Source organism: Gordoniibacillus kamchatkensis (genome assembly GCF_000829455.1).
Taxonomy (GTDB): Bacteria; Bacillota; Bacilli; order Paenibacillales; family NBRC-103111; genus Gordoniibacillus; species Gordoniibacillus kamchatkensis.
In genome coordinates, this window is record NZ_JXAK01000004.1 from 140,747 (window position 1) to 157,685 (window position 16,939).

Genomic DNA, 16,939 nt, shown 5'->3' on the forward strand with positions numbered 1-16,939 from the left:
TTTTAGCAAGGTTTTGATTGCAAGGAAACTTAAATTCTTTTAACTCTTAGGAGGACACCTGCCATGTCGCAAATCGAAAACAAGCTGAAAGAACTCGGTATTACGCTGCCGGAAGTAGGCAAGCCGAAATTTTCCTATATTCCTGCAAATCGCACCGGAAACCTGCTGTATTTGTCCGGCCAGGACTGCCGCATCGACGGCGTGCTGATGTACGAAGGCAAGCTCGGCAAAGAGCTGACGATCGAGCAGGGCCAAGCGGCGGCAAGACAAGTCATCATCAACTGCCTGGCCGTCATGAAGCATTACCTCGGCGACCTCGACCGCGTCGTCAAAATCGTCAAAATGCTCGCCTTCGTCAACAGCGCTCCCGGTTTTGCCGATCAGCCGTACGTCATCAACGGCGCTTCCGACCTGCTGATCGAAGTGTTCGGCGAGAACGGCCGCCACGCCCGCTCCGCCATCGGCACGAGCGATTTGCCGTTCCATACACCGGTGGAAATCGAACTGATCGTGGAAATCCGCGACTAAACCAATGCAAAAAATGCCGCTGTAATTGCTTGCGCAATTACAGCGGCATTTTTGCTGACAAGCGGCTCCCACTGCTTCTCCAGTTGCTTTTCAGGCACTTGTAGCAGGCATTCCCCCGAAACATGCCGCTGCAGTTGCCGTTAGAGCAATTACGGCAGCATGTTCATACGCAAGGTCCGGGCTGGCTCCTCCCATGAGACGAACGTCCGCTTAGCCGCCGCGACCGTCCATGACCGAACCGTAATGCAGCGCAGTATGAACCAAAATCGCCGCCGCCTCGGCTACTTGCTCCAGATCGACCCATTCGTCGTGTGTATGTGCCTGCGTAATATCGCCCGGACCGAACACGACGGTTGGCACGTCGACCCGCGTCAGCTTGCTGGCGTCGCTGCCGTACGGGGCGCCGATGACGCCGCTGCCCGCTTGGTACTGCCCGGCGATGTGCGACAACGTTGCGACAAAAGGGTGCTCTGGCGCGACTTCCATCGAGTAGTCCAGCACGAACGGCTCGTGCACTTCCAGCTTCATGCCGGGCATCTCCGCCTGCCACGCTTCCAGACGCGCCTTAAGCTCCCGCCACACTTCGTAGCTGTCCTCGCCCGGAATCGTGCGGCGGTCGATCGCAATGCGGCAGTGCTCGGCTACCGTGTTCGGAGCGACGCTCCCTGAATCATGCTGATGCACAGCGTAGGCGCTCCCGTCAGCGGATGGAGCATGGCCGGCAATTCCGTCTGCGCCATTCGCTTCAAGTACAGCACGAGCTCGGCCATATGCTCGATCGCGTTCACGCCGCTTTCCGGCGTCGAGCTGTGCGCGGCGACGCCGTGCACGTCGATATGGCACCGCACCACGCCTTTATGGGCGACGATCACGTTCAAATTCGTCGGCTCGCCGACAATCGCGGCATCGTAGCGGAGACGGCCGCCTTCAATGTGCTCGGCCAGCTTGGCGACGCCGCGGTACATGATCTCCTCGTCGACCACTGCCGCCACATGCACGTTCGCCGCAGGCACGGCCCCGCGCCGCGCCAGCGTCTCCACCGCAGCCAGCATCGCCGCCAGCGACGCCTTCGTGTCGCAAGCGCCGCGGCCGTACAGCCGGCCGTCCTTGACGGCGGCGCCGAACGGATCGACGCTCATGCCGGCCGTCTGCACCGTATCCATATGCGCTTCCAGCAGCAAATGCGCGTCTCCCGCGCCCGGCAGCGTGCCGATCACGTTATCGCGGCCCGCCTCGACCGGCTGCATCTCGGCCTTTAATCCGAGCTCCTCAAAAAAACTTTTCACATAGCGCGCGACCTCCGCTTCCCCGTGTCCGTCCGGAAACCCCGGATTGACGCTCGGGATGCGCACCAGATCCCGCAAAATTTCCGTCAGCCGCTCCTTGTCGATCCAATCGCGATATCCCGCCATGTCTGCCGCCCCTTGTCAGTAATTGCAACCGCGCGCGTCAACCGCAATCGCTTCCACCGGCTTGCCCGCACGGACGCCGGTAATCGTGTTGTTCAAATTCGGAATGACGCAGGAATGGTTCGGTATAATTTCAATCCGGTCCCCTACCCGCAGCTGCACTTTGGCAGGGTCGAACTGCAGGAAGCCGTGCTCTTCGTTCAGTCCCGTAATGGCGATATCCGGCTGCCCGACCACGATGCCGAAGCCTTCCCGGTGATGGGCTTTGTCGCTGGTCAGCGTCTTCGTGCCGGCGTCAATCGTAGCTCTACCCGGCAGCGGCACGCTGACAACCGTCGCGATGACGCGCAGCGCGCAGTCGCCCTCGGCGGCGAGCCCCATGGAAACCCCGGACGCGTCGAAAAAAATGTAGTTGCCAGCCCGAACTTCCGTCACCCCGTCCAAATAGTTGCACATGAGGGCCGACGGCGAACGAGCCGGCGCTGACGATATCCGCGCAAAATCCCGCCGCCCGCAGCAGCGACGCCGTCTCGCGCAGCACCTGCGATTCGTGCTGCGCCGCCTTGCGGAAGCCCTCTTCGTCTTTGTTGCGGTAGATCGTGCCGAAATAGCCCATGATTCCTTTCAGGCGAATCCCCGGCAGCGCCGATATCGCACGGGCAAAATCGACCGTGTCCGCGCCAGGCTGCCGGCCGCCGCGATGCAGGCCGCCGTCCACCTCGATGAGGACGTCGACCGGTTGCTTCGAACGCATGCCTACGCCGGACAACCCTTCGGCCGCTTCCATGCTGTCCACCGTGACGACGATGCTCGCCTTGCTGCGCAGCGCTTCCAGCCGGCGCAGCTTGTCCTCGCCGACGATCGGATACGCGACCAAAATGTTATCGATGCCAAGCTGGACGAACGTTTCCGCTTCCGCCAGCTTGGCTACCGTAATGCCCGCCGCTCCCGCCGCCAGCTGCTTGCGGACGAAATAAGCGGATTTCGTCGTCTTGATGTGCGGACGGTGGGCGATGCCTTTGGCGCGGAGGCGCTCCGCCATGCGCGCTATGTTGCGCTCCGCAATGTCTAAATCGACGATAACTGCAGGCGTTGACAATTCGTTGTACATGATGTTAGTCCTCCAGTCTGGATTGGCTATCGGCAGAGCGAATTTCCTCCAAGTAATTGTAGAGGGTGAATTTGGATATATCGAAGTATTTGCACACTTTGTCCCCGGCCTTTTTCACGAGAAAAGCGCCCTTTTTGTCGAGATACTCGATGGCCTTGCACTTGTCTTCCTTGGTCATCATCGCTACCGGCTTGCCGATTTCGTTGTGGCATTCCTGCAGCAAGTAATCGAGCAAGTCCTTCACGTCGCTGACGAACGTTTCCTTCACCTCTTGATCGAAGCTGTGCATCGTCAGCGAGCGGATCGTATTCTCGGCCACGAGCAGATCGGAAATGTCCAGATTGATGCACAGCGCCCCGATCGTTTTGCCTTCGGCGTTTTTGATGTAAACGGACGACGAGCGGAGAATTCTTCCGTCCTTCGTCTGCGTGATGTAATTGTAGCGGTCGCCGTTTTCCACCGTGCCCCGGAGCACCTCCAGGCCCAAGTTGGTGCCGCTGTCCCCGATTTTTCTGCCGGTTATGTGACCGTTTTCAATGGCGACGATCGTATGGTCGTAATCGCCGGTCAAATCGTGCAGGACGACTTCGCACTTGTCCCCGAATTGCGCGGCGATGCCTTTCGTCAGCGAAGTGAGGAACTCCATCTCTTCTTTCACGTGCTTCATCGGATCGAATGCCTCCTTTCTATCTTCTAACATTTTGTTTTGTATTCTTATTTTTTTTCAGAGGCCGTTCGTTCTCAGCATAGATCATTCCGCTCGGCAGTGTCAACCGTTTCTTATCAATTGCCGGCATTGTTCGAAAAAAGAGCCGGCTGCACGCGGCAGCCGCCCCTTCGCTCATGCAGGTTATGCTTCTATAGTCGCTCAAGATCGCACTGGTCCGACCGTAAAGCGCGCGCCCGGGACATCCCGCAGCCGCAGCCGGCAGTCGCACTGCCGCGGTCTTCTTTCTAATGAACGACCTCGAATGTTGTCTCTGCGCTTTCGCTGCCGGATGACACAGTGATTCTCCACTTGCCGAGCGTGGTATTGCCGCCTACACGCCAAGACCAGCTGACATTGCCGTCCGCATCGGCTTTTTTCGCTTCCAGGCCGGCAGCTTTGCTGGGTCCGCTTTTATAATGGACAACGATAGAAGCCATAGCTCCGGGCGCGACTTTGGCACGGAGTGCAGCGTTTGCATTGCGTTTGACGGGAGAAGTGACGCTAAGGATTTGTACAGCGGTTTCCTTTTTGCTTTCTGCCGGAGCTTGGGTCGGTTTTTGGTCTGCTGCCGGTTTGGCCGCCGCTGCCGGCGTTGCTGCTGCGGTATCTTTCGCTGTTGTTGACGCTGTTTCCGTCTGGGGCTGCGGCTGAGATTGAGGCTGGGACTGAGATTGCGGTTGTGGTTGCGGCCGGGATTGCGGTTGCGTCTGGGGCTGTGGCTGGGATTGCGATTGGCTGCTCTCGGTTGTTTGTGGTTGCGGCTGGGATTGCTGCTGGCTGCTCTCGGTTTTGCCGTTGGCCTGTTGATTTTGCGGAGCTGCTGCCGAATCGGCGCCAGACGGCCGGCTTGCCGGCGCGGATGCAGCGGCCGCCTCTTGCTGTATAGATGGCTTTTCGCTATGCATGGTTGCGGCAGGTTTAGCCGCGGCTCCGCATGCCGCAAGAGACACGATCAAAGCCGGATACATGCAAACCCGTAGTAATAACTTCATATAATCCACTCCCCCAATTTCATCCAAATCTACAACTCTAATTTACAATAGAGTAGGATAAAATTGGTACGCTGAATCGAAAAACTTTTCGCATTACTCGCTCCTTATTCGCACCGGTGCGGGCCTGGACGATATGGCTGCGTTCAGCTTGCCGGTTCCCCCGATGCGCCGCTTTTGCTGTAACTACGGCTCGGAGCAGGCAAAAGATGCAGTTTGGAAAAAACCTGATCATTCCGGTATATGCCAAATGCTCAAATGGGCCAAATCGGAATTCTCGACGCGTAGTAAACGCCGAACGCTTTATTTTTAAAGCCCCTGTTCGCTATTTAGAGCCTTCACGGACGCAGATATTTAGCCAAAATGCAAAATCCGTCCGTTAGCGACTCGAAAGTCTCTCCATAGGAATTTTTGTCGTTATTTATGGAACAACAGGGCTCTGGACGTTCATTCCGTCCAATTGGCGTCTAATAACGCCCCTTAAGACGCTGCAGAGCGAACCGGTTCTTAATAGCTCCGCTCAACGGAACTATGCCAGCTTGTCCTCTTCACCACCCGCCTGTAGCGTCTGAGTCCCGGTAAAAAGCACAATTACTGAAAGCCCCTGCCAAAGAACATGGCCCCCGAGCCGCCAACCCAGCGCACAATAAAAAAGCGCTCCGACCTCTCGCTGGATCGGAGCGCTTTTTTTGGCAAGCAGCGCAATTCGGTCACCCGTATTTGTACGTTATGCCGTAGCCGCCCTTGGGATACACCCACTCGATGTTGTCGTACGGGCAGGCGATGCGGCACGTGCCGCATTCGATGCAGTTTTCGAAGGCGACGGTCGTGAGCTTCTGTTTTTTGTCCCATTCGTACACATCGGACGGACAGAAGTAGTTGCAGTCTTTCTTCGCGCATTTCAAGCAGCTGTCGCGTTCTTTAATAATCAAATGAGACACGTCGTCGCACTTGTAGCGGATCGTAAACAGCTTGTCGGAAATCGATTCGCTCATCCGTTCATCGCCCTCCAGCCTTTGTAGCCCAGCTTCAGCAAATTCACCGTTCCCCCGGCCGCATCTTTTATTAATTTTATGGCCGTTTTTTGTTTTTGTGCCTTCGAAAGCCCATCGACCAAAAACAGTTGATATGCGGCTTCGTTCAGGGCGTGCGGCAGCTTGTCGAACAGCAGCTCGGGGTCTTGCTCTTTCAGCAATTGATGCATGCCTTTGTACTTTTTCAAATCGGCTTCGATGAACGAGCTCCTGATCTTCCTGTCGTACGACTGCAGGGAAGCCCGGGAATAGTCGCCCCGCCCCTTCGCCTCCACGATCGCCTCGCCGGCGAACCGCCCCGACGTCATGGCCAGATTGGTGCCTTCCCGATGCACGAAATTGACGAGCTGCGCCGCGTCGCCGACGACGCACCAGCCGTCCCCGGACAGCGGAGGGATGGAATGGTAGCCGCCTTCGGGAATGAGGTGCCCGGAATATTCCAGCGTCTCCCCGCCTTGAATCAGCTTGCGGATCATCGGATGCTGCTTCGCCGCTTCGAGCAGAGCGTACGGCTTCACCTTCTTCTCCCGCAGCTGGTCGACCATAACGCCGACGCCGAGCGACAGTGTTTCCTTGTTCGTGTACAGGAAGCCCATCCCGGCCATCCCCAGCGTCGTTTCGCCCATGAACTCGATCGTGACGCCCTCGTCGCCTTCCAGGTTGAACCGGTCTTCGATCTTTTCCTTCGGCAGCGCGATCACTTCCTTGACCGCCAGCGACACTTCGTCGGGCCGCCATTCCTTATGGATGCCGAGCGCTTTGCCGAGGAGCGAGTTGACGCCGTCGGCGATGACGACGACATTCGCGTACAGGTCGCCGTCCGCCCGGTCCGTCTTCACGCCGACAACCCGGCTTCCTTCCCGGATCACATCTGTCGCCACCGTTTGGTAGACCGGGATCGCGCCGGCCTGTACCGCCTTGTCGGCAAACCATTGGTCGAACTTGACCCGCAGCCCGGTAAAGCAGTTGTACGGCTGTTTGTACGCTTCGTTGCGGTGGCCGAACGTGACGACGGACTCCTTGCCCATCATCCAAATGCGCTGCTCGACGATGTGCCGCTCCATCGGGAACCCTTTTTCTTTCCAGAACTCGGGCACGATGTCTTCCAACTGCTTCCGGTACAGGACGCCGCCGAAAATGTTTTTCGCGCCGGGAAACTCGCCCCGCTCCAGCAGCACGACGCTGAGGCCGGCCCGGGCCATGGTGAGCGCCGCCGCCGCGCGGCGGGACCGGCTCCCACGACGACCGCGTCGAATTTCTCGTTCATCTGCCTCCGCCTCCTTTCCGTCTCTTTTTCACTTCGGCCGTGATGGCTGGCACGATTTTGAACAAATCCCCGACGATACGGTAATGAGCCGTCTGAAAAATCGGCGCCTCCGGATCCTTGTTAATCGCCACGATCACTTCCGAGTTCGACATGCCGACGAGGTGCTGCACCGCCCCGGAGATGCCGATGGCAAAATACAGCTTCGGCCTTACGGTGCAGCCGGTTTGTCCGACCTGATGCTCGTGCTTGATCCACCCCGCGTCGACCGCCGCCCGCGAAGCTCCCACCACCCCGCCGAGAGCGTCCGCCAGCTCCTTCAGCATGGCAAAAGGCTCAGGTCCCCCGAGCCCCCGGCCCCCGGCTACGATAATTTCCGCCTCCTCCAAATTGACTTTGCCCTGCTCCCGGATGAAATCGAGCACCTGCGTCGCAATCTGCTCTTCGCTCAGCGGGTTCGGGACTCGCACGATTTCCCCGTGGCGGGACGTATCGCGCGGCAGCGCCTGAAATACGCCCGCGCGCGCCGTCGCCATTTGCGGCCGGTATTGCTTGCACAGAATGGTCGCCATCATTTTCTCGGAAAAGGCGGGGCGGCTGGCCAGCAGGAGACGGGAGGGCGGCGGTTCGACATCGAGCTCGGTCGTGTCCGCCGTCAGCCCCGTAGGCAAGTGCGTGGCGATCGCTCCGGCCAAATCTCTGCCGGTGCCCGTCGCCCCGAACAGGCAAATTTCCGGCTTGGCCTCGCCGATCACTTTCATCGCGACCCGGCTGTACGGCCTTGTCCGGTACGCCTTCAGCATCCGGCGCTTCGCATAAAAACACTTTGTCCGCGCCGTAATAAATCGCTTCCTCCGCCCAAATGCCCGACATCGTCCCCGATTACCAGCGCCATCAGCTGGACATCCAGCTTGGCGGCGAGCCGCTTCCCTTCCCCAAGCAGCTGCCAGGACACTTTTTTCGCTTCCCCTCCCCGCTGCTCCACGATCACCAGCACGCCGCGGTAATCGGACCAATCGGGGGCCGGTTCAGCTTCTCTTCTCGCAGACATGCGCTCTCCCTCCCTTCACGATGTCCACCCGAATTTTTCCGGCAGACCGGTTTCCACAGCTGCTCGACGAGCGCTCCGGCAATTTCCCTCTCCGACTCGCCGCCGACCGCTTGCCCGTTAATTTTTCTTACTTCGGGCACCCACGTTTTGCTTACGATCGTCGGCGACCCTTTCAGCCCGATCTTGCTTGCGTCCAAATCGGGAAAATCTTCCGTAGTCCATATGTACGGCTTGTAGCGGGCGGCGCGAATCATGCCCGGCAGCGGCGCTCTGCGCACTTTATTCAGCTCCTTCAGCGCGGTAATGAGCACCGGCATGGACGATTCGACCACTTCGATTCCGTCTTCCAGAAAGCGGTGCACCGTAACTTTGCGGCTCGAAGGATCGACCCGCACCACCTTCCCCACGTAAGTGAGCTGCTCCAGATCGAGGCGGCACGCAATGCCGGGCCCGACTTGCCCGGTATCGCCGTCGAGCGTCTGCTTGCCGCAAAACACGATATCCGCCGGCCCCCACACTTCCTCCACTTTGCGAATCGTCTTGGCGATCACGTATGACGTCGCCAGCGTATCCGCTCCCGCAAATTTCCGGTCCGTGACGAGAACGGCTTCGTCCGCGCCGAGCGAGATGCATTCTTTCAGCGCCTTTTCGGCCGGCGGCGGTCCCATCGTAACAACCGTTACCCGGGCGCCGTGTTCGTCCTTGATGCGAAGCGCCTCTTCCAACCCGTGCAAGTCATAGAAGTTGACAATGCTGGGTACGCCTTGCCGGATCAACGTGTTGTTAACCGGATCGATGCGAATTTCCCTGCTGTCGGGGACTTGCTTGATGCAAACGATAAGATGAAGCATGCTTTGCTCCTCCTCTTGCGGCTTATACGGCAGCCCAATCGTCCCAATACGGATTGACGAACTTTTGCGTCAGCTGATCGCCGCGTGAATACGCTCTCAATGTCTCGGACAGCTTCCAGGCCTTGTCGAACGAAGAAGGGGCATCCGTGTGAAAAAGAGGCGGAACCGCCCAGAAAGCCCTCCCTTCCGCCACCGGAAACACGATGACTTTCCAGCCGGAGACTTCCTCCTCGCTCCACATCAGGGCGATGAGCCAATAAGTGAAATCGCGGGGTTTTCCGTCTTTGCCCGGGTAAATGGCTTCCAGCTCATTCTTGTCATGCTTTCCGATCGGAATCGGCAATCTGTGGAAAAAGTGCCCGAAGTCCAAATACTGAAGCATGCGGATACCCCCTCATCAGTTCATGGCGGAGCCCGTTCTATTTCATCATATGCCGGCCCAGCCGCCATCTTGACAACGCAAAACGGCTCTATCGCATCATTATGCGATAGAGCCGTTCACTCGTTATTGCCGCACATACCGTTCGCCGGATGTCCGGCCCAAGGCGCGGCACGTCGGGCATCGCCGAATGAATCGAGCATGAAGATGCCCTCCATAGGTTGAAGCGCTTTGGCGACGGCTTGGTGCGCCATTCGTGTTTCCGCTTTGAGCAGGATTTATCATGGAACGTTTGGTATAATAAGGTATCATATTGCAGGAGGAAGATCATGACAGATTTCGATACGAATTTGGATAAATACGCAGCGCTCGCCGTGGAAGTGGGAGTTAACGTACAGCCAGGCCAGACGCTGCTCGTGAACGCCCCGCTCACCGCTGCGCCGTTCGTCCGCAAAGTCGTGAAACGCGCCTATGAGAAAGGCGCGCACAACGTCCACGTCGAATGGTCCGACGAAGAAGTGACCCGCCTCAAGTACGAGCTCGCACCGGACGAGGCGTTCCTCGAATATCCGATGTGGCGGGCCAAAGGCTTTGAGGAGATGGCCGCCGCCGGAGCCGCTTACCTGTACATCGACGCGAGCAATCCCGACCTGCTGAAGGGCATCGACCCGGGGCGCGTGCAAAACGCGCGGCGAACGGCCAGCACCGCCATGCGCCCGTTCAACAATTATACGATGACCGACAAAATCAGCTGGACCATCGTCGCGCATCCGTCCCAGCCGTGGGCGGACAAAGTGTTCCCGTCTCTCCCGGCCGAAGAACGGATCGGCGCGTTATGGAGCGCCATTTTTCAGGCGACCCGCATTCATGAGGACGATCCGGTCGAGGCGTGGAAGCGGCACACGCAGGGCTTGTCCGCGCACGCCAAGCGGCTTAATGAACGCAAGTACAAAGCTTTACGTTACACGGCGGAAGGCACGGATTTAACCGTGGAGCTGCCGAAAGGCCACGTCTGGGTTGCCGCCGGAAGCTCCAACGCCCGGGGTGTCACGTTCGTGCCCAACATGCCGACCGAAGAAGTGTTTACGGCGCCCCTCAAAACAGGCGTGAACGGCACTGTCGCGAGCACCAAGCCGCTTAGCTACGCCGGCAATCTTATAGAGAATTTCTCGCTCACGTTCCGGGACGGCCGCATTGTCGATTTTACCGCCGACAAGGGGTACGAAGCGCTGCGAGGGCTTATCGAAACCGACGAAGGCTCGCACTATCTCGGCGAAATTGCCCTGGTGCCGCACGATTCGCCGATTTCCAATTCGAACCTGATTTTTTACAATACGCTGTTTGACGAAAATGCCTCCAATCATCTTGCCATCGGCAGAGCTTACCCGCTCAACCTCGAAGACGGGAAAGAGATGAGCGAAGATGATTTGAAGGCGCATGGGCTGAACGACAGCTTGACGCATGTCGATTTTATGATCGGTTCCGGAGAGATGGATATCGACGGGATTATGGAGAGCGGGGGGTCGGAGCCGGTCTTCCGCAAGGGGAATTGGGCGTTTTAACTGCGCGTCGCTGCCGCGGCTAGGCGGAAAGGGGTCCGGGGCGGCGAGAGGCGCCGGAAGCGATGGAGGGGACGCGGCGGGGTGGCCCGGGTGCCCCCCGTGGGAACGCGGGCGCTATTCGGCGGGAATACGATTCGGCAGCAGCAGCTTCTCGAAGCATAGATAAGGCTCCGGGCGCATAGGGAACCGGATCGCCCCGACTTCGGCGTACCCGGCCCGCCGGTACAGCTGAACGGCTCCCGGATTTCCGGTATAAACGTCAAGCCGGATACTCGTGCCTCCCTCGCGCCGCACCCTGTCCTCGGCGAATTGCAGCAGCTTTTTTCCGATGCCTCGGCCTTGGTACTCCGGGTGTACCGCAAGCCGGTGAATGCAGAGCGGATCGCCGGTCCCGTCGGACCAGGGCAGGCCGCCGTAGTTCGCGCTCTGGCGGCGGTCGACGACGACCGCCGCAACGATCCGGCCGCCGTCCCGGATACCGAACGCCGCTCCTCGCTTTACGTCGCCTCCGATGACGAACCGGTTCGGATACCATCTGTCCCACTGGTGTACGCCGGCTTGTTCCAGATCTGCCGTGACCGTCTTGTATAACGCCCTCAAGCTTTTACCGTCTTCTTTGCTTAGCCGAACTATGTCCATGAGCATTCCTTCCTCTCTCCTTATGCGGCGTGCTGCTTGATGCGGGCGAACTTCGCGCCGGAGTGGCGGCGGTAAGCGATGGTCCACAGCAAGGCCGCGCCGATGAAGCCGTACAGCACGAAGTTCGAAAGCGCCAAATAAGTTGCGGTGGAGAGCCGGAACACCATGACTACGCGAACGGCAGCTTCCATCGTCAGCATAATGCCCCATACGAACGTCATCAGCCTCAACACGAAGCGAAAGTACGCATAGTTCCAGTTGGACGGAAATTCGCTCCCGCCGATAAAACGCAGCGCCAGATAATACATGATCGGGCGGCGGAAACACAGCGAGCCGAGGAAGATGAGGCCGACTGAAGCCGTAATCAGCGACTCCCTGACGAGCAGCATTTTTTCGCTGCCGCCGAAGAGCACGAGCGCGATCGTCAGCAGGAACGTAAACAGCATGAGCGATCCGAACGCATCCAGCTTGCGGTGTTTCGCCAGATGGACGAGGTTGTCCGCTAGCGGCACTAAAGTGGCAATGGAAAGAGCGGCTATGCTGCTCATGTAATCCGACAACCAGACGTAGAGGGCCCAGGGCACAATCCCGTTAATGAGAAGCGTGAAAATAACGTAAGCTCGTTTTGACATGAAAAACACTCCTTCGATAAGTTGATCAGCGCTAAGGCTGTAATAAGCGGGACATAATCGCTACCAAATCATTCACCGTCATCAGCTGCTGTTCCTGCATAATCGTGCGCTGCACCCGCATGCCGTACATGAACAAAATGAGCGGCTCCGCAAGCTTCGCACTATCGGCCTCCGCCGCTATCGCCCCGTGCATTTTTCCGGCGTCGATCCATCTCGTGCACGTCTGCAGGGCGAAGGCATACATCTCACGGACCATAGCGTTCACCTTCGAATTATCCATCCGGCTAAGCATGTAAATGAAAATGTTGCTCGTCACATCCCGTTCGCTCGCGGACCGGACCATGCTTTCGGCTATGAGCCGCAGCGGATCGCCGAGGCCCGGCGTTGCCGGATCGGTCACAGCTTCGGCGAATCGCACGTTCATTTGCTCTACGCGCGATTGGAGCAGCATGCCGAGCAGCTCGTCCTTGCCCGATACGTAGTGGTAGATGGCGCCCTTGGACAAGCCCGTCTGCCGAATAATATCCTGCAGCGTCATCCGTCTGCAGCCCTTCACTTGGACGAGCGCCTCGGCAGCGTCGAGGATCGCTTGGAAACTCGCGGTAGCAGGCGGAATTGCCGTTCACCCCTTTCATCAATACCGACCGTCGGTCTCGACATGAACGATGTTACCATACCGACCGTCGGTCTGTAAATAGGGATTTCATATTTTTTCCGTTGGACCTATTTCGGTTTCGGATCGAAGGCCAGCATCCGGTTGGGCGATCCGGCTTGAAGCGTTTGCAGCGTGCTCAAAAACACGTCCTTGCGAACATTCAGCACCAGCAGCCCGAGCGGGGCCGGCTGGGTCGGCGGAATCCCCCTAGCATACGTCAGCACCTCACGCGTCTGGGAGCCGCCGATCTGGCGCAGACCGAACCAGGCGCCGGCGGGTGCGGCGGGTGCCGCTTGCAGCCGCTTCATGAAGTCCTGATCGTAGAAGCCGGACTCGTCGTATATTCCCTCGTTCGTTGTAAGAACTTTTCTGTTCTGCAAAATATCCAAATACATCGAATCGAACAAAGGGTTGGAGGTCATCCAGCTTCTTAGCTGATCTTTGATTTCCGCATATTGGTACGCCGGTTGGTCGAACGGCCGCGTCAGCAAATCGAGAATAGCCGGTGTCAGCGAAATTTGCAGCGAAATTTGATCCAATTGGCCGAGAAGCATGTCCAAATTGCGCGCAGTCCGATCCAACTGGCTTACGGAAACGCTTTCCGTTTGCGATACGGCTTCCCGCGATACGCGGTACACCTGAAAGGAGAGCAGCAATATCGTCGGGATCAGGATCGTGAGTATAAACAGAAACAAGTGCTTGCGAAATATGGATTTGCTTTCCGTTCCGTGGCGAAGCATGAATCGAACCCCTCTCCCGGGCAGTAGTCAACGGCGGTACGGTGACAATCCGGCCGAATTGCCTATCCTGTCGCCGGCCCGCAAGATCAATTCGGCCAGACTTGCGGCCCGGCAGCATAAATCCGATCCTCGGCACCGGCAACAACCCGCTTCGCCTTTCGTCTATCCCTAGGACTCCTCGCCCAGCGTATCGCGGATCGTTTGCGACAACAGGCTCGGCGGGTAAGGCTTCACCAGATAAACCGTCGCGCCCAGCGAACGCCCCGTCTCTTTCTCATCCAGCGCGGAAGAGACGAATATCGGGATGTCCCGTACTTCCTCGTCTTCCTTCAATTCGCGCAAAATCGTCCAGCCGTCGATGCTGTGCTTCAGCATAATGTCGAGTACGATGGCATCCGGCTTCCTCGCCCGAATCGCTTCCAGCGCTTCCTGTCCGTTCGCGAATGAGGCCACCCGGAAGCCTTGGCTGCGCAGCTCGTTCTCCAGCAGCTCCGTCAAGCTCTCGTCGTCTTCAATAATGATCACCGTAGAGGACTTATCCGGAACGTTCCCATACTCGTGCTCAAGCGAAGGGAGATCGCCGGCCACAATGTTGAAGGAAGGGAACGTCACCGTGAACGTGCTGCCGTGTCCCAGCTCGGAGGCAACATGAACGTTGCCCCCGTGCGCCTTCACGATCTCCTTCACGATCGCCAGGCCCAGTCCCGTTCCGCCGATTTCCCTGCGATCGGAATTGTCGATGCGATAAAACTTCGTGAACAGCCTCGGAATCGCTTCTGTCGGAATGCCGAGCCCTTCGTCCGATACGGAAACCGCCACTTCCCGCTCCGTCTGGCTGCAGCTTACCGTTATGGCGCCGCCGTGCGGGGAATATTTGATGGCGTTGCCGATCAAATTGGTGAATACTTGCACCAGCTTCTCGCGGTCGCCCAGTATGATCGGCGCTTCCCCGTTCATTTCATACCGAAGCTCATGCTTCTCGGTCGTAGCTGCCAGCAGATCGAACACTTCGCGAATAACGGCCGACGCATCCGTTCGCTGCTTGTCATACGCTTGCCGGCCCGACTCCATTCGCTGCACATCGAGAAAATCGTTGATTAATCCCGTGAGCCGCATCGCTTCCTGATGAATCATGCTCAAATATTTGCGCTGCCGCTCCGGCTTAAGCTCCTTGGTCAGCAGCAGCTCGGCGAAACCGAGCACGCTGGAAAGCGGAGTGCGCAGCTCATGGCTGACCGTGCTGACGAATTCCGACTTCATCCGGTCGACCTCGTATTCCTTCGTAATGTCGCTGTGCACGAAGACGGTGCCGAGGCGATGCTCGCCGCGGTAGATTTGCTCGGCGTACACATGGATCATGCGCCGTTCGGGACGGCTGATTTCATACAGGAACTCATAGCCGCGCGCGGACGGACCCCCGTTAATCCGGTCGTTCATGAAGCCGACCAGCTGGTGGCTGCGCTCTATTTTATCTTCGACGAATCGATAGAATCTCTCCACCGGCAGCCGGTCAACGTAAGCCGCTCTGCCCTCTTTGAACAGCTCGTACATGGACAAATTGGCATTGCGGATAAGGCCCTGCGCGTCGACAAACTGAACGCCCTCATGGATCGCATCGAGTATTTCCTGCGTCATGCGGCGCTGCGTTTCCGATTCTTCATAGAGGCGGAGCCTCTCCAGGGCGAGCGAGATCTGGACGGCCAGCGACTGGGCTTCCCGTTCCCGCTCGGGGCTGATCGGCCCCGCCGTGAACGTGAGGATCAGGAGCGCCGTCACCGTATCCCGTTCAGCGGACAGAACCGGCAAATACACGTCTTGCGCCGTCCACGTCTGTTCATGGATGCCGCGTTCGGATGGAGCGGCCGGACGCGCTATCGTGTACGGCTGCTTCGTTTCCTGCACCCGCTGCAGCGGGCCTTCCTCCAGGTAAGCGAGACATTGCTCCACAGCGCGTTCGGACAGGCCGAAGGCGGCATGATCTTTGCGGTCGCCCAGCAAAACAAATAGCCCTTTATCCGCTTCCAGCAGATCGACCATGCCGCGAATGATGCTGCCGAGCAGCTCCTCGCTATTCACCGCCAAGGACATCGATTGCACAAGGCGATTGCGCCGCTCCAGCTGCATTTCATTTTGCTCGGCTTTACGGAGCGCCGCCTGCAAGTCCTCCTGCTGCATTTGAAGCTCGTCCTGCTGGGCGGTCAATTCCTCGTTCTGCGCGATCAGCTCTTCTTCTTTCGTCTGAATTTCTTGCATCATGTGCTGGAACGCCCGCGATATTTGGCCGATCTCGTCTTTGCGGCCGGAGACGCTCAGCTCCACGTACTCCCCGGCGGCCAGCTTTCCTGCGGCATCGGTCAATTGGCGCAGCGGAAGCCCGATGTTGCGGGAAGTTAACCACGCCATCCAGGCGTAAATCAGAAGAAGAAAGGCGACGTACGCGAGAAACAGAAGATCCCGATTGGAGATCGATTCGAACAGCCCCTCGTAGGCCTGCTTAAGCTGAGCGTCAATCGCCTTGGATGCTGCGGACGCCTCCTGAACGAGATTGTTCGCTTCGTTCGGAATGCCGCTGGCCGTAAGCCTGCGCAGCTCGTCGTAATCGTTCTTGCGAACCGCCTGAACCCCTTTGGGCAAATAATCCGCGTAATAAACGCTGACGAATTGTTCGATTTTCGCCGTCAATTTCTTTTCGCTGTCGTTCAGCGGAAGCGCCCGATAAGCGGCCAAAGCGTCGGCGAGCTCCGCTTTCTCCGTAAAAATGGCTTCGTAATCCGACGGAAGCTGATACGCAAAATACCCTCTCGCATGAAAAAATAGATGATCCAGATGGTCGCCGACTGCGCTAACCGCCTCTTGCTTCGCCCTCCATTCGCCAATGGCGCCCTGATATTGCAGCTTCGAATGCTGGTTGTAGCCCACAAGCACGGCCCCGCCGATGACGACGAGCAGCAGAACCGCCGCCATGCGCGAGAACAAATAGCGGGACAAGCTTTTGTTGAGCGCTCCGATCATGAACACATCTCCTCTACGAGGCGAGCCAGCTCCGCCGGACTGAACGGCTTGGCCATGAAAGCGTCGGCGCCGGACGCCCGGATTTGCTCCTGGTCCGACTGCTGGCTTTTGGCGGTCAGCATCAATATTTTCATCCGTCCCGGCTCGGAGCGGCGCGCCAGCTCGGCGATCACTTCGATCCCCGTCATGCGCGGCATCATGTAGTCCAGCACAAGCAAATCGTATTCCCGCTCGGCCAGCATCTCCAGCGCCTCCGCGCCGTCGCTCGCTTCCTCGATCTCGTGCCCTTCGTCCTCCAGCGTATCGCGAATCAGCATGCGCAAAACCGACTCGTCATCCGCAATTAATATTTTCGCCATCACAGGTCCCCCCGA

General features: G+C 58.2%; 17 protein-coding genes and 3 pseudogenes. 2 read left to right on the forward strand and 18 right to left on the reverse strand.

All coding sequences use genetic code 11. From position 1 onward, the window contains the following. Positions 1-63: 63 nt before the first annotated feature. Positions 64-528: a RidA family protein gene (locus SD70_RS03845; protein ID WP_041045810.1), complete on the forward strand. Its 465-nt coding sequence runs from the start codon at positions 64-66 to the stop codon at positions 526-528. Between the two features lie 210 nt (positions 529-738). On the opposite strand, the gene SD70_RS37565 is transcribed toward SD70_RS03845, so the two are convergent. From SD70_RS37565 to SD70_RS39120, 12 genes and pseudogenes are all read right to left on the reverse strand, one after another. Next, positions 739-1,065: a M20/M25/M40 family metallo-hydrolase gene (locus SD70_RS37565; protein ID WP_394297933.1), complete on the reverse strand. Its 327-nt coding sequence runs from the start codon at positions 1,063-1,065 to the stop codon at positions 739-741. 72 nt (positions 1,066-1,137) lie between these two features. Next, a pseudogene (locus tag SD70_RS37570) lies at positions 1,138-1,940 on the reverse strand (M20/M25/M40 family metallo-hydrolase); the annotation flags it as partial. A gap of 15 nt (positions 1,941-1,955) precedes the next feature. Beyond that, positions 1,956-2,318: a hypothetical protein gene (locus SD70_RS37575; protein WP_231571029.1), complete on the reverse strand. Its 363-nt coding sequence runs from the start codon at positions 2,316-2,318 to the stop codon at positions 1,956-1,958. Continuing rightward, positions 2,245-3,048 carry an alanine racemase gene (locus tag SD70_RS03855; RefSeq protein ID WP_231571030.1) on the reverse strand — a complete coding sequence of 268 codons (804 nt, stop codon included), beginning with the start codon at positions 3,046-3,048 and terminating at the stop codon, positions 2,245-2,247. Before SD70_RS03855 ends, SD70_RS37575 begins: the two co-directional genes overlap by 74 nt. A 4-nt stretch (positions 3,049-3,052) precedes the next feature. Next, on the reverse strand, positions 3,053-3,715 hold the full coding sequence (locus SD70_RS03860) for a helix-turn-helix transcriptional regulator (protein ID WP_041045812.1): 663 nt from the start codon (positions 3,713-3,715) through the stop codon (positions 3,053-3,055). A gap of 287 nt (positions 3,716-4,002) precedes the next feature. Continuing rightward, positions 4,003-4,749 carry a hypothetical protein gene (locus SD70_RS32825; RefSeq protein ID WP_052487026.1) on the reverse strand — a complete coding sequence of 249 codons (747 nt, stop codon included), beginning with the start codon at positions 4,747-4,749 and terminating at the stop codon, positions 4,003-4,005. Positions 4,750-5,456: 707 nt separating this feature from the next. Then, positions 5,457-5,741: a ferredoxin family protein gene (locus tag SD70_RS03870; RefSeq protein WP_041045814.1), complete on the reverse strand. Its 285-nt coding sequence runs from the start codon at positions 5,739-5,741 to the stop codon at positions 5,457-5,459. Next, positions 5,738-7,047: pseudogene (locus tag SD70_RS03875) on the reverse strand (FAD-dependent oxidoreductase). The gene SD70_RS03870 and the pseudogene SD70_RS03875 overlap by 4 nt, the downstream one beginning before the upstream one ends. Beyond that, a pseudogene (locus SD70_RS03880) lies at positions 7,044-8,095 on the reverse strand (electron transfer flavoprotein subunit alpha/FixB family protein). Before SD70_RS03880 ends, SD70_RS03875 begins: the two co-directional pseudogenes overlap by 4 nt. Further along, entirely contained in the window at positions 8,032-8,946 is a 915-nt protein-coding gene (locus SD70_RS03885; protein ID WP_082053112.1) for an electron transfer flavoprotein subunit beta/FixA family protein, read from the reverse strand. The pseudogene SD70_RS03880 and the gene SD70_RS03885 overlap by 64 nt, the downstream one beginning before the upstream one ends. A gap of 22 nt (positions 8,947-8,968) precedes the next feature. Then, positions 8,969-9,328, reverse strand: a complete 360-nt coding sequence (locus tag SD70_RS03890) for a hypothetical protein (protein ID WP_041045816.1) — start codon at positions 9,326-9,328, stop codon at positions 8,969-8,971. Positions 9,329-9,444: 116 nt separating this feature from the next. Further along, positions 9,445-9,579, reverse strand: coding sequence for a hypothetical protein (locus SD70_RS39120; RefSeq protein WP_269432411.1), 135 nt, complete (start codon positions 9,577-9,579; stop codon positions 9,445-9,447). A gap of 75 nt (positions 9,580-9,654) precedes the next feature. On the opposite strand from SD70_RS39120, the gene SD70_RS03895 reads away from it, so the two are divergent. Then, the gene (locus tag SD70_RS03895) at positions 9,655-10,887 is read left to right on the forward strand and encodes an aminopeptidase (RefSeq protein ID WP_041045818.1); all 1,233 of its coding nucleotides are present in this window, start codon (positions 9,655-9,657) and stop codon (positions 10,885-10,887) included. A gap of 114 nt (positions 10,888-11,001) precedes the next feature. Here the strand turns inward: SD70_RS03895 and SD70_RS03900 are convergent, their stop codons facing one another. From SD70_RS03900 to SD70_RS03925, 6 genes are all read right to left on the reverse strand, one after another. After that, positions 11,002-11,526, reverse strand: coding sequence for a GNAT family N-acetyltransferase (locus tag SD70_RS03900; RefSeq protein ID WP_041045902.1), 525 nt, complete (start codon positions 11,524-11,526; stop codon positions 11,002-11,004). A 20-nt stretch (positions 11,527-11,546) separates the two neighbouring features. Beyond that, the gene (locus tag SD70_RS03905) at positions 11,547-12,158 is read right to left on the reverse strand and encodes a VC0807 family protein (RefSeq protein WP_041045820.1); all 612 of its coding nucleotides are present in this window, start codon (positions 12,156-12,158) and stop codon (positions 11,547-11,549) included. A gap of 31 nt (positions 12,159-12,189) precedes the next feature. After that, on the reverse strand, positions 12,190-12,774 hold the full coding sequence (locus SD70_RS03910) for a TetR/AcrR family transcriptional regulator (protein WP_082053113.1): 585 nt from the start codon (positions 12,772-12,774) through the stop codon (positions 12,190-12,192). Between the two features lie 107 nt (positions 12,775-12,881). Next, positions 12,882-13,553 carry a cache domain-containing protein gene (locus tag SD70_RS03915; protein WP_041045824.1) on the reverse strand — a complete coding sequence of 224 codons (672 nt, stop codon included), beginning with the start codon at positions 13,551-13,553 and terminating at the stop codon, positions 12,882-12,884. Between the two features lie 168 nt (positions 13,554-13,721). Further along, positions 13,722-16,565 carry an ATP-binding protein gene (locus tag SD70_RS03920; protein ID WP_041045826.1) on the reverse strand — a complete coding sequence of 948 codons (2,844 nt, stop codon included), beginning with the start codon at positions 16,563-16,565 and terminating at the stop codon, positions 13,722-13,724. Next, entirely contained in the window at positions 16,562-16,924 is a 363-nt protein-coding gene (locus SD70_RS03925) for a response regulator transcription factor (protein WP_041045828.1), read from the reverse strand. The genes SD70_RS03920 and SD70_RS03925 overlap by 4 nt, the downstream gene beginning before the upstream one ends. Positions 16,925-16,939: the final 15 nt, after the last annotated feature.

Coding starts and splice junctions, on each gene's coding strand:
- SD70_RS03900 (WP_041045902.1), bottom strand. CDS start 11,526: ATGGACATAGTTCGGCTAAGCAAAGAAGACGGTAAAAGCTTGAGGGCG.
- SD70_RS03895 (WP_041045818.1), top strand. CDS start 9,655: ATGACAGATTTCGATACGAATTTGGATAAATACGCAGCGCTCGCCGTG.
- SD70_RS03920 (WP_041045826.1), bottom strand. CDS start 16,565: ATGATCGGAGCGCTCAACAAAAGCTTGTCCCGCTATTTGTTCTCGCGC.
- SD70_RS03905 (WP_041045820.1), bottom strand. CDS start 12,158: ATGTCAAAACGAGCTTACGTTATTTTCACGCTTCTCATTAACGGGATT.
- SD70_RS32825 (WP_052487026.1), bottom strand. CDS start 4,749: ATGAAGTTATTACTACGGGTTTGCATGTATCCGGCTTTGATCGTGTCT.
- SD70_RS03925 (WP_041045828.1), bottom strand. CDS start 16,924: ATGGCGAAAATATTAATTGCGGATGACGAGTCGGTTTTGCGCATGCTG.
- SD70_RS37575 (WP_231571029.1), bottom strand. CDS start 2,318: ATGGGGCTCGCCGCCGAGGGCGACTGCGCGCTGCGCGTCATCGCGACG.
- SD70_RS03860 (WP_041045812.1), bottom strand. CDS start 3,715: ATGAAGCACGTGAAAGAAGAGATGGAGTTCCTCACTTCGCTGACGAAA.
- SD70_RS03845 (WP_041045810.1), top strand. CDS start 64: ATGTCGCAAATCGAAAACAAGCTGAAAGAACTCGGTATTACGCTGCCG.
- SD70_RS03855 (WP_231571030.1), bottom strand. CDS start 3,048: ATGTACAACGAATTGTCAACGCCTGCAGTTATCGTCGATTTAGACATT.
- SD70_RS03890 (WP_041045816.1), bottom strand. CDS start 9,328: ATGCTTCAGTATTTGGACTTCGGGCACTTTTTCCACAGATTGCCGATT.
- SD70_RS03885 (WP_082053112.1), bottom strand. CDS start 8,946: ATGCTTCATCTTATCGTTTGCATCAAGCAAGTCCCCGACAGCAGGGAA.
- SD70_RS39120 (WP_269432411.1), bottom strand. CDS start 9,579: ATGGCGCACCAAGCCGTCGCCAAAGCGCTTCAACCTATGGAGGGCATC.
- SD70_RS37565 (WP_394297933.1), bottom strand. CDS start 1,065: ATGCCCGGCATGAAGCTGGAAGTGCACGAGCCGTTCGTGCTGGACTAC.
- SD70_RS03915 (WP_041045824.1), bottom strand. CDS start 13,553: ATGCTTCGCCACGGAACGGAAAGCAAATCCATATTTCGCAAGCACTTG.
- SD70_RS03870 (WP_041045814.1), bottom strand. CDS start 5,741: ATGAGCGAATCGATTTCCGACAAGCTGTTTACGATCCGCTACAAGTGC.